General features: G+C 39.4%; 9 protein-coding genes. 8 read left to right on the top strand and 1 reads right to left on the bottom strand.

The features are described 5' to 3' along the window. Positions 1-19: 19 nt before the first annotated feature. Positions 20-1,150: a tRNA guanosine(34) transglycosylase Tgt gene (gene tgt, locus F3G86_RS05735; protein WP_149723275.1), complete on the top strand. Its 1,131-nt coding sequence runs from the start codon at positions 20-22 to the stop codon at positions 1,148-1,150. Next, positions 1,140-1,838, top strand: a complete 699-nt coding sequence (locus F3G86_RS05730) for a CorA family divalent cation transporter (protein WP_148815347.1) — start codon at positions 1,140-1,142, stop codon at positions 1,836-1,838. The genes tgt and F3G86_RS05730 overlap by 11 nt, the downstream gene beginning before the upstream one ends. A 49-nt stretch (positions 1,839-1,887) precedes the next feature. Here F3G86_RS05730 and F3G86_RS05725 read toward each other — a convergent pair whose 3' ends face one another. Continuing rightward, the gene (locus tag F3G86_RS05725) at positions 1,888-4,461 is read right to left on the bottom strand and encodes an ATP-dependent Clp protease ATP-binding subunit (RefSeq protein ID WP_149723274.1); all 2,574 of its coding nucleotides are present in this window, start codon (positions 4,459-4,461) and stop codon (positions 1,888-1,890) included. Between the two features lie 219 nt (positions 4,462-4,680). Between F3G86_RS05725 and F3G86_RS05720 the strand changes: the two genes are divergently transcribed. The 6 genes from F3G86_RS05720 to F3G86_RS05695 are packed head-to-tail and all read left to right on the top strand — an operon-like array spanning position 4,681 to position 9,578. After that, positions 4,681-5,988, top strand: a complete 1,308-nt coding sequence (locus F3G86_RS05720) for a S41 family peptidase (RefSeq protein WP_149723273.1) — start codon at positions 4,681-4,683, stop codon at positions 5,986-5,988. Positions 5,989-6,004: 16 nt separating this feature from the next. Further along, entirely contained in the window at positions 6,005-6,715 is a 711-nt protein-coding gene (purC, locus tag F3G86_RS05715) for a phosphoribosylaminoimidazolesuccinocarboxamide synthase (protein ID WP_009293856.1), read from the top strand. 8 nt (positions 6,716-6,723) lie between these two features. Continuing rightward, complete coding sequence (gene purS, locus F3G86_RS05710) at positions 6,724-6,960, top strand: phosphoribosylformylglycinamidine synthase subunit PurS (RefSeq protein ID WP_009293857.1); 237 nt, start codon at positions 6,724-6,726, stop codon at positions 6,958-6,960. Further along, the gene (gene purQ / locus F3G86_RS05705) at positions 6,957-7,622 is read left to right on the top strand and encodes a phosphoribosylformylglycinamidine synthase I (protein ID WP_149723272.1); all 666 of its coding nucleotides are present in this window, start codon (positions 6,957-6,959) and stop codon (positions 7,620-7,622) included. Before purS ends, purQ begins: the two co-directional genes overlap by 4 nt. Next, entirely contained in the window at positions 7,616-8,923 is a 1,308-nt protein-coding gene (locus tag F3G86_RS05700) for an SH3 domain-containing protein (RefSeq protein ID WP_149723271.1), read from the top strand. Before purQ ends, F3G86_RS05700 begins: the two co-directional genes overlap by 7 nt. After that, entirely contained in the window at positions 8,910-9,578 is a 669-nt protein-coding gene (locus F3G86_RS05695; protein WP_103615146.1) for a lysophospholipid acyltransferase family protein, read from the top strand. Before F3G86_RS05700 ends, F3G86_RS05695 begins: the two co-directional genes overlap by 14 nt. Positions 9,579-9,805 lie beyond the last annotated feature (227 nt).

Here is a 9,805-nt window from a genome sequence, read left to right as displayed (position 1 = left end):
AAAAATTTTAAGGACTTAGATGAAATTTGAAGTTATAAAAAAAGATGGCAACGCAAGGCGCGGCGTGCTCACCACAGCCCACAGCGTTATACAAACGCCAGTTTTCATGCCTGTTGGCACGGTTGGCGCAGTTAAAAGCTTAGATGCCTTTGATATGAGTGAAATTTTAGACGCAAAGATAATCTTAGCAAACACCTATCATATGTATCTGCGCCCTGGCAGCAAGGTCGTGCATGAGTTTGGCGGACTGCATGGTTTTTCTAAATTTGATCGCTCGTTTTTAACTGATAGCGGCGGATTTCAGGCGTTTTCGCTTAGGTCAAACACCAAAAATGACGATGGCGGGATAAAATTTAAAAGCCACATAGACGGCAGCACGCACTACTTCACGCCAAGATCCGTCCTTGACACGCAGTATGACCTGGGCAGCGACATCATGATGATACTTGATGACCTAGTCGCCTTGCCTGCTGAGCCAAAAAGGATAGATCTAAGCATAAAACGGACGATAAAATGGGCAAAAGAGGCGATAGACTATCATAAATTTATGCAGAGCAAGGGCGTTGGCTTGCAGCAAAATATCTTTGGTATCGTTCAAGGCGGCACCGACTACGAGGCACGTAAATTTTGCGCGCAGGCACTAAATGAAATGCCATTTGACGGCCTTGCGATCGGCGGTCTTAGTGTCGGTGAGAGCAACGAGACGATGTATGACACGGTTGAGGCGGTTATGCCATTTATGGATGAGCTTAGACCACGCTATCTAATGGGCGTTGGCACGCCTGAAGACTTGGTCGAAAACGTGGAGCGAGGCGTTGATATGTTTGACTGCGTTATGCCAACAAGAAACGCAAGAAACGGCACGCTTTTTACTAGCTTTGGCAAGATAAATATAAAATCAGCCAAATTTATAAACGACCACGAACCGATCGATCCAGCCTGCCAGTGCTACACCTGCAAGCGCTACTCCAGAGGCTATCTAAACCACCTTTTTAAGGCCAGAGAGCTCACGTTTTTTAGACTAGCAAGCCTTCACAACCTGCACTACTATCTAAATTTAATGAAAGAGATGAGAGAGGCGATAGAGGCTGGTGAATTTGCTAAATTTAAGCGAAATTTCTACGCAAAAAGGAGCACAGATGGACTATAAAAGCGCACTTTGTGGATATTTTTATGGAGAAGGGTTTGACTACATCATGCTCATCTCATCATCGCAAAAGCAAGTTTTTAAATTTTTATTTAAAGATGGCAAAATTTACAAAGAAGATCTTGAACATGAATGCGACAAAAGCACGTTTGAAGCAGCTATTAAGGGGATTTGTAACGAATATGCAAATAAAATTTTAGAGCATCAAGACGAGCTAAATGAGTATGAGAAAATTTATGCTAGCAAGAAAAATTTTGAGAAATTTATAAAAAGACACCACTTTTTAAAGTATGAGATAAGGAAATTTCAAAATAGCATTTCGCACTTTTACGAAGCCCTTGCGATCTGCCAAAGCGAGCAACAAGGGCTTAAAAAAGAGCTTAAAAACAGCATCCATGAAGCAAGCGTATTTAAAACCATAGCCAACGAATACGCCTATAGAGTTGAAGATATCTATACATTTATACAAAGTGACAAAAACGACAAAATAAACAAAAATATCTACCTTTTGACGCTGCTTTCGGCGCTATTTTTACCAATAAATTTCATCACTGGCTTTTTTGGCATGAATACAAATGGCATGTTTTTAAGCTCATTTAAAGATGGCACGTTGATAGTCTTTGCCTTTATAGCGATGCTTTGCGTGCTATTTTTTATATTTTATTACAGATCAAATAAGGATATTAGTTAAATTTATTTATGCTTGGCAAGTTGATCCAACCTGCCAAGTAAATTTGAAGTTATTTTTTCTTAATGATGATCTTCTCGCCATCGCTATCGATGGTGATCTCATCGCCACTTTCAAGCTCATCTTTTAAGATCATATCAGCGATCTTGTCTTCAACTAGCTCATAAAGCGCTCTTCTAAGAGGTCTTGCGCCATAAACTATGTCAAAGCCAGCTTTTGCGATAAATTTCTTAGCCTCTTCGCTTAAAATCGCCTTGATACCGCGGTTGTGAAGAGTTTTTTCAAGCTCTTTAAACATGATCTCAACGATAGATATCAAGCCTTGTTCGTTTAGAGGATTAAAGATGATGGTATCATCAAGCCTATTTAAAAACTCAGGTTTAAAGTAGTTTTTAAGCTCGTTTTTAACAGCTACATCACGATCTTCTCCCTTTAGCTCCATGATGAAATTTGAAGCGATGTTTGAAGTTAAAATGATAATCGTGTTTTTAAAATCAACCGTTACACCTTTATTATCAGTCGCGCGTCCATCATCTAAGATCCCCAAAAGTATGTTAAATACGTCCTTGTGGGCCTTTTCAACCTCGTCAAAAAGTATGACTGAGTATGGTCTTCTGCGAACTGCCTCTGTTAGCTGACCGCCCTCATCGTAGCCTACATATCCTGGAGGCGCACCAAGAAGCCTGCTCACGCTGTGTTTTTCCATATATTCGCTCATATCAAAGCGGATAAGTGCCTTCTCATCGTCAAATAAGAATTTAGCCAAAGCCTTAGCAGACTGAGTTTTGCCAACGCCTGTTGGTCCAAGAAATAAAAACGAACCAATCGGCCTTTGACCCTCATTTAGCCCTGCTTTGTTTCTCTTAACAGCACGTGCAAGTGCGTGTAGTGCGTCATCTTGACCGACAACGCTCTCTCTTAGATGCTCTTCGATGCGCAGATATTTTTCTTTTTCGCTTGTTAGCATCTTTTTAACTGAAATTCCAGTCCATTTGCTCAAAATTTCAGCCACAAGCTCCTCATCGACTTGATTTTTAAGAAGCACGCCCTCTTTTTTCATGTGCTCCCATTTTTCTTCAAGCTCATGTTTGTGCTTTTTGGCGTCTGCTATCTTGCCGTATTCTATCTCAGCAGCCTTTTGAAGATCGCCATTTCTTTTTGCTATCTCAGCTTGTGATTTTAAGCTATCGATCTCTTTTGTTGCTTTTGAAATTCCGCCAAAAACGGCCTTTTCGTTTTCAAATTTAGTATCAAGCGCTAGCTTTTTCTCATTTAGATCAGCTATCTCTTTTTCGATCTCGCCAAGTCTTTCTTTGTTTTTATCCGCATCCTCCATCTTTAGAGCTTCTTTTTCTACTTGAAGCGTTACGATCTCACGTTTTATCTTTGAAAGCTCGTATGGTTCGCTCTCTATTTGCATCTTAAGCTCAGCTGCTGCCTCGTCGATAAGATCTATTGCTTTATCTGGCAAGAAGCGGTTTGCGATGTAGCGGTCGCTTAGCCTTGCTGCGGCAACTAGCGCGCTATCAGTTATCGTGATGCCGTGATGAACTTCAAGACGCTCTTTTATACCGCGTAAAATTTGAAGTGCCTCATTTACACTCGGCTCTTTGACGTCTATTGGTTGAAAACGTCTTTGAAGTGCTGCGTCTTTTTCAAAGTATTTTCTATACTCTTTTAATGTTGTCGCACCAACAGCGTGAAGCTCGCCACGCGCAAGAGCTGGTTTTAGGATATTTGCTGCGTCCATTCCGCCCTCGCTAGCACCAGCTCCTACTATGGTGTGAATTTCATCTATAAAAAGTATGATGTTGCCAGCTTTTTTGACCTCGTCAATGACAGCTTTTAGCCTATCTTCAAACTCGCCTCTATACTTTGCGCCAGCTACAACTGCGCTCATATCAAGCGCGATGACACGCTTATTTGCAAGGCTTGTTGGCACATCGCGAGCCACTATCTTTTGAGCTAGACCCTCAACGATGGCTGTTTTACCAACACCTGGCTCACCAAGCAAGATAGGGTTATTTTTGCTCTTTCTTATTAAAATTTGCATCATCCTAGTGATCTCTTCATCACGGCCGATGACTGGATCAAGCTCTTTATTTAGCGCTTTTTGCGTTAGATCGATACCAAATTTCTCTAAACTATCAAGGGTATCATCGCCGGTTTGGCTATCTATCTTTTTACCACCTCTTATGCTCTCAAGGTTCTTTTTGATCTCTAAGATATCGCAAAATTTGCTCAAAATTTGTTTGATCTCACTAAGCTCAAGAGCCGAGATGATCCATGTATCAACAGCTATGTAGCTATCGCCCATACTTACCATTAAAGCTTTTGCATTTTCAAGCGAATTTATAAGCTCTCTTGAAACTGAAACGTTATCTTTTGTGACGTTTGAGCTGCTTGGGAGTGACGAGATCTTGCTTTTTATCTCAAGCTCGACTGTGTCTTTGCTTATGTTCATCTTATTAAATACTTGATTTAAAATAGAATTGCTATCAGCAAGCAAAGCCCAAAAGACGTGAAGTGGCACAACTTGTGGATTTTTAGAAAAGATCGCTAAGCTAACGCCTTTTTCAAGTGTCTCTTGCATCTGCGCTGTTAAATTTTCTGTTATGTCAGCCATTAAAGCTCCTTAAGTTATTTTATAATGGCGGCATTATATAACTTTAGTCTTATATTGTCAAGTATTTTTATAGCCTTTGTCACTCTTTTTATATAATTGCTAAAATTTGCTGTTATAAATTTGTGTTAAAAATAGACAAAAGCTAAAAATATAAGGTTAAATTTATGCTTTTTTTAGCCAAATGTTAATAAAATTGAGCCAAAAAATATAGGAGATATTTTGAATAAATTTACTAGATCTTTTGCGCTAAAAATAACAGGCGCCCTGTTCATCTCAAGCGTAGCAGTAAATGCACTTTTTGCTAAAACTGAAGATGAGGCGAGTGCAAAACTTGAAGCACTTTCAAAACTTACAAAAACCATCTCAACTGTTGAAAAATACTACGTTGATGACATTAAATTTAAAGAGATAATTGACAAAGCCATCGCTGGTTTGATGCAAAATTTAGATGCTCACTCAAGCTTTTTAAATGAAAAAGCATATAAAGATATGCAGGTGCAAACAAGCGGAGAATTTGGCGGACTTGGCATAACAGTTGGCATGAAAGATAGCGCACTAACCGTTATCTCGCCTATTGAGGACACTCCAGCTGATAAAGCAGGCATAAAAGCAGGCGATATCATTTTAAGGATCGATGGCAACTCAACTATCGGCACAACGATAGATGAAGCTGTAAATAAGATGCGCGGCAAGCCAAAAACTCCGATAACAATTACGATCTTAAGAAAAGGCGAGCAAAAGCCATTTGACGTAAAGATCATAAGAGATCTTATAAAGGTTGAGTCTGTCTATGCAAAGATGATAGAAAATGAAAACATCCTTTATATACGCGTCACAAATTTTGATAAAAACGTCGTCACAAAGGTAAAAGAGGCGATCAAAGAGCATCCTAAAGCAAATGGCATCATACTTGATCTTAGAAACAACCCTGGCGGTCTTTTAAATCAAGCTGTTGATCTAGTGGATCTTTTCGTAGATAACGGCATCATCGTCTCTCAAAAGGGTCGTGATGCATCTGAAAATGTAGAGTATAAAGCAAGCGCTAGCAAAACCTTATCAAAACTCCCACTAGTTGTCCTTGTAAATGGCGGAAGTGCAAGCGCTAGCGAGATCGTAAGCGGTTCATTACAAGATCATAAGCGTGCGGTGATAATCGGCGAAAATACATTTGGTAAAGGTAGCGTTCAGGTGATCCTGCCAATAGACGATACAGAAGCGCTAAGGCTAACCATCGCAAGATACTACTTGCCAAGTGGCAGAACTATCCAAGCTGTTGGCGTAACACCAGATGTAGTCGTGCATCCTGGCAAAGTGCCACAAAGCGATGATAGTGCATTTAGCATCAAAGAGAGCGAACTAAAAGCACACCTAAAGAGCGAGCTAAACAAGATAAATCCAACAAGTGAGGGCAATAAAACTGAAGCAAAAGATGATAAAAACATAATCACACAGAAAAAAGTCGATGAGGATATTCAGTTAAAAACAGCGATTGATACGATCAAAATTTTAAAGATAAAACAACAATAATCTAAAGGAGAACAACATGCAAAAAAGAGAGCTTATCTACGAGGGAAAAGGCAAGAAAATGTACGCCACAGACGATCCAAATCTACTTGTGGCTGAATTTAAAGACGATCTAACAGCATTTGATGCTCAAAAAAGAGGCAACGAAGCTGGCAAAGGCGCGCTAAATAACAAAATCTCTACTCAGCTTTTTAAACTGCTAGAGAGCAAAGGTATCGTCACTGACCTTGTTGAGACAATAAGCGACACTGAGCAAGTGGTCAAAAAATGCGAGATCATACCTCTTGAAGTTGTTGTGAGAAATATCGCGACTGGCTCACTTAGCAAAAGACTTGGCATAAAAGAAGGCACGGTTTTACCTTTTACACTTGTTGAGTTCTACTATAAAAACGACGATTTACACGATCCTTTGGTGACTGACGAGCACTGCATCATCATGGGTCTAGTAAAGAGCGAAAAAGATCTACAAACACTAAGACACACAGCAAGAGAGATCAACTCTATATTATTTAAATTCTTTGCAGAGAGAAATTTAAAACTAGTTGATTTCAAAGTCGAATTTGGTATCGACAAAGATGGCAACATCATCTTAGCTGACGAGATAAGCCCTGATAGCTGCAGATTTTGGGATGCGACAACAAACGAAAAACTTGACAAAGATAGATTTAGACAAGACCTTGGTAGCGTAAAAGTAGCTTACGAAGAAGTTTTAAGAAGAATTCTTTCTTAAGGACAAAGATGAAAGCTGTTGTAAATATAGCATTAAGAAGCGGGGTCCTTGACCCTGCTGGTAAGGCAGTGGAGCATGCGCTAAATTCACTTGGATTTAGTGGCGTGTCAAATGTCAGAATAGGCAAACAAATCGTTTTAGATATCGATGAAAGCGATAAAAACAAAGCAAAAGAGCAGCTAAAAGTGATGTGTGAAGAGCTTCTAGCAAACACCGTCATCGAAGACTACGAGATCGTGCTATGAAAGTAGCGATCATACTTTTTCCTGGCACAAACTGCGAAGAAGACACAGCTCACGCCTTTGGGCTACTTGGCTGCCAAACGCAGATCATCTGGCACAAAGAAGATAAGATCGATGCTGATCTAGTCGTTTTGCCTGGTGGTTTTAGCTACGGCGACTACCTAAGAACGGCTGCGATAGCTAAATTTAGCCCAGCGATGCAAGCTGTAAAAGAGCATGCGAAAAAAGGCGGCTACATTTTAGGAATTTGCAATGGCTTTCAGATGCTTCTTGAGCTTGGACTTTTAAAAGGCGCGATGAGAAGAAATGAAAATTTAAATTTCGTCTCAAAATATCACCATCTAAAAGTAATCTCAAATAACAATAAATTCCTAGCAAATTTAGCCAAAAACGAAGTGGTAAATATCCCTATCGCTCACGGCGAGGGCAACTATTACACCGACGAAGAGACGCTAAAAAGCCTATATGACAACGAGCAAGTCCTGCTAAAATACTGCGATAGCCACGGCAATGAGATCAATCCAAATGGCTCAATTGATAGCATAGCTGGGATTTGCGATAAGAGCAAAAAGATCTTTGGTCTTATGCCTCACCCAGAGCGCGCTTGTGAGAAAATTTTAGGCACAGATGATGGCATGAAGATGTTAAAAGGGCTAGTTTGGTAAAACGAACACTTTTTATCGCCCTACTCGCGCTAAATTTATTTGCCGCAAACACTGATGAAGTCAGCGTTTTTGACATGATGGATGAGGCAAGAGAGGATAAATTTGTAAATAGCCAAGCATCAAAGCCACAAACAAAGACTCAAAGCGAAGAAGATATATCAAGAAAGCTCGTCTCTCCTCGCTCTATCGCCCCACAGCCAGAGCGTATCACTCCAGAGCAGATGCGAAATATCGTCCCGACAAACGAACCAGACATCAGCGTCCCAGACAATCAAGTCTATGACAAGATCAAGATAAAAGACCTCCTTTTAAAAGCGACAAATATCCCTAAAAATGTCGTAGTAGGAGAAATTTTTAGCGTTGAGATCGTGGCTGATACGCAAAGTGACCTTGAGTTTGAGTTTGAGACACAGCTTGATGAGACAAATATCAAATGGCTAAATAAGAAGAATTTTCAATGGGTAAAAGGCGATGAAAACAAATACATCGGCACTTTCTACCTTGAAGCAACGAGCATTGACGCAAAGACTTTACGAGTTAGCTTGGATCTAAAAAGAAATGGCGAGAACTATCAAAGCTCAAATATAAATATCTTTTTACCAAAGCTAAAAGAGCTTAGAAGTGACGAAAACTACAACCACATCGTCGCTGATAACCTTGAGGTGAAGAAATTTAAAACGACTAAATTTGATGATATAAACAACATCATGGTCGTTGAAATTTACGGCAACAATGTCGATCTAAGCGCCTTTAATATCGAAAATAAAACGATCCTAAAGCAAGGCGTAGATACGATAAATGGCGACTTTAACTCGCAAAGTGCATATTATTTTGCAGTATTTAAGCCAAATAAAAAGACGCTTGACTTTAACTACTACAACCTAAAAAAAGCTAAATTTGAGAGCTTTTCACTGCCTGTGAGCGTCGAAGAGGACGAGGTTAGCACGCAAATCGGTCTAAATCCAAAACAAAGCGAATTTAGCACCTACAAAGATATCACGATCTACTCTTTGGTTGCTATCTTTATCTTGCTAGCGATCTGGCGTAGAAAACTAAGCTACTTCTTTGTAGCGGCCGTTTTTATCGCACTTGGAATTTACACTTACAATCCTTTTGGCAAAGCAGTGCTAAAACCTGATGTTAGCGTCACTATCCTGCCAACTAAAAATTCAACCGTTTTTTATACATCTCGCAAAAATGAAAATGTTGAAATTTTAGACACAAAAGATGACTACTCAAAAATTTTATTTAGCGACGGCAAAATCGGCTGGGTAAGAAAGGGTGACCTTGTCAAAAATTAGAGCTTTTTTCTTTTCTATTGAATTTGTGATAAGCGTCGTTATTGTCGTACTTTTTATGTGGCTCTTTAACTCAAAAAATAGAGCCATAAGAAAATTTTGGGGCAGATCGCAGAGATTTTTTGGCGGATATAAGCTTGAAGTGATCGGTAAATTTAGCGACGAAGCAAATATCTTGCTGATAAATCACCAAAGCATGCTTGATATCATCGCACTTGAAGAGATCCATCCTAAAAATATATGCTGGATCGCAAAGGCACAGATAGGTAAGATCCCGATCATCGGTAAAATTTTGAGCCTTCCTAAGATGATAGCAGTCGAGCGAGAAAATAAGCACTCGCTAATAAAGCTTTTAAGCGAAGCAAAAGACAGAGTAGAAAATGGCCGTGTTTTAGCGATATTTCCAGAAGGCACAAGGTCTCAAACCAAAGAGCTACTACCATTTAAAGGTGGTGCGAAGCTGCTAGTTGAAAAGCTAAATTTAAAGGTTCAGCCTATCGTGATCGTTGGAAGCGATGCGATGAAAGTGAAAGAATTTAGCTTTAAAAAGGCTGACATCAAGCTCTTTTGCCTTGATCTAGTTGATACCTCAAAACAAAACTGGCTAGAGGCGACTAGAGAGAGCATGCAAAAAGTCTTAGACGAAAATAGAAAATAAATTTAGCTTTGTAAATTTACAATTTAAAATTTACATTTTAAATAGCCACCATAAAGAGTTAAAATTAATAAGCGATAAAGCAAATGTTGATGTGATATTACCTTGCAAGTTTAGGCAAATCATATTAGTAAAATTTTACTCGCCAGCGATTTGTTTGATATATTTTATAAGTTTTTGTATATCAAAGCATGTGTCCAAATTTACTATATCTTACTAATACATTACCC

Source organism: Campylobacter concisus (assembly GCF_902460595.1).
GTDB lineage: Bacteria > Campylobacterota > Campylobacteria > Campylobacterales > Campylobacteraceae > Campylobacter_A > Campylobacter_A concisus_BL.
The sequence above is the reverse complement of the archived record's forward strand: the minus strand, read 5'-3'. Positions and strand labels throughout refer to the sequence as shown.

Excerpts from the sequence above, each read along its gene's own strand:
- tgt (WP_149723275.1), top strand. The coding sequence starts at position 20 with ATGAAATTTGAAGTTATAAAAAAAGATGGCAACGCAAGGCGCGGCGTG.
- F3G86_RS05730 (WP_148815347.1), top strand. The coding sequence starts at position 1,140 with ATGGACTATAAAAGCGCACTTTGTGGATATTTTTATGGAGAAGGGTTT.
- F3G86_RS05725 (WP_149723274.1), bottom strand. The coding sequence starts at position 4,461 with ATGGCTGACATAACAGAAAATTTAACAGCGCAGATGCAAGAGACACTT.
- purC (WP_009293856.1), top strand. The coding sequence starts at position 6,005 with ATGCAAAAAAGAGAGCTTATCTACGAGGGAAAAGGCAAGAAAATGTAC.
- purS (WP_009293857.1), top strand. The coding sequence starts at position 6,724 with ATGAAAGCTGTTGTAAATATAGCATTAAGAAGCGGGGTCCTTGACCCT.
- purQ (WP_149723272.1), top strand. The coding sequence starts at position 6,957 with ATGAAAGTAGCGATCATACTTTTTCCTGGCACAAACTGCGAAGAAGAC.